The following is a 1,564-nucleotide window of genomic DNA, read 5'->3' on the forward strand; positions in this document are numbered from 1 at the left end:
AGAGGGGCTCGGCGTTGACGCCCGCCGCTGCGGGCGGACACCCCCCGACACGGCCCCTTGCCGCCGTACGCGGGTGCTGCGCCGTGGGGGTGCCGCCGTGTCAGGCCGGGCGTACCACGCTGTGGATCGAGGACTCGCCGTCGTAGTAGATCGACTCCTCGCGGACGTACGCGCCGGGCTTGGGGGCGTGGATCATCATGCCGTTGCCGATGTAGATGCCCACGTGGGTGACGTCGTCGTAGAAGAAGACCAGGTCGCCGGCCTGGGCGTTGGTGAGGGGGACCGTGGTGCCGGCGTTGACCTGGTCGTAGGTGACGCGGGGGATGTCGACGCCGGCGGCCTTCCAGGCGGCCTGGGTGAGGCCGGAGCAGTCGTAGGAGTCGGGGCCGGTGGCGCCCCAGACGTACGGCTTGCCTATTTGGGAGCGGGCGAAGGCCAGGGCCTTTTCGGCCTTGGTGGCGTAGGAGGAATCTGAGGAGGATGAGTCGGCCGGGGGCTCGTCCTGTTGCTGGGCCGCCTCTTCCTGGCGTTGGCGCTCGGCCTCTGCCTGTTGGCGGGCCAGTTCCGCGGCCTTGCGGGCGGCCTCTTCCTGCTTGCGCTTCTCGATCGCGGCCAGGCGGGCCTTTTCCTCGGCCGTCAGCTTCGAGAGGAGTTCGCGCGCGTCGGCGAGCTTGGTCTGGACGGTGGTCTTGGCGGTCTGCAGGTCGTTCTGCGACTCGGTGAGCGTCTCGAGGCCTTCGGTGGCCTCCTGGCGCTTCTTCATCGTCGCGGACTGCTGGGTGAAGTACTCGTCGACCGCTTCCTTCTGACGGCCCGTCATACGGTCCATCAGCTGGGACTGGTCGAAGTAGTCCTGCGGGGTGTCCGCGAGGAGGAAGGTCGCCGTGTCGGGGGCGGCCGCTCCGGTGCGGTACTGGGCGGCGGCGTTGCGGCCGAGTTCCTCGCGTGCGTCGTTCAGTGTCTGGGTGCGCTTGGCGACGTCGTCGAGGAGGGTGTCGACGCGCTTGCGCTGCTTCGCGGTCTTCTCCTTGGCCGCGTTGTACTTCTCGGTCGCCGTCTCCGCCTGGCGGTAGAGGTCGTCGACCTTCTTCTCGACCTCTTCGAGGCTCGGCTTGTCGTCCGTGGACGGGTTCGCGTTGGCCGTCTGGGACAGCAGGGCCACGGAGGTGAGGGCCGCCGTGGCGAGGGCGGGGGTCCGTATGCCTGCTACGCGCGTGCCTGCGGGACGCGACTTGCGGTGCGACGCCAAGGGAGGCGACTCCTTCCGTGCTCCGCCTACCGAGTTAGCTGTCGGGTTCGGGCGGGTGGTTCGGAAGGGTTGCCCTACGGCTCGGAAGTCCGGCCGATTCACCCCAAGTTCGGTGGGTCCCCGGCTCCGGGCCCCGTGGGGCGTACCGGACTCGGCGGAGGCCGCGCGGCCCGGCGACGTTCGCCGGTGGGGGTCGTACGGCCTGTCCGGCACGGTAGCCAACTCGTGTGGCGCCTGTGAAGGTTGATGTTCGATATGCCCGATACATTTTCGTGACCTTGGGGTGGTGTATTGCGGGCGGGGGTTTGTTTGGGG

1 protein-coding gene and 1 riboswitch are annotated in these 1,564 nt (G+C 68.9%); the gene reads right to left on the reverse strand.

Annotation, left to right across the window (positions count from 1 at the left end; genetic code table 11):
- Positions 1 to 100: 100 nt before the first annotated feature.
- A complete protein-coding gene (locus tag L0P92_RS44320; protein WP_234768793.1) occupies positions 101 to 1,249 on the reverse strand; it encodes a C40 family peptidase in 1,149 nt (382 codons plus the stop codon).
- A gap of 8 nt (positions 1,250 to 1,257) precedes the next feature.
- A riboswitch (cyclic di-AMP (ydaO/yuaA leader) is annotated at positions 1,258 to 1,416 on the reverse strand.
- Positions 1,417 to 1,564 lie beyond the last annotated feature (148 nt).

This window comes from Streptomyces muensis (assembly GCF_021474425.1).
Lineage (GTDB): Bacteria > Actinomycetota > Actinomycetes > Streptomycetales > Streptomycetaceae > Streptomyces > Streptomyces muensis.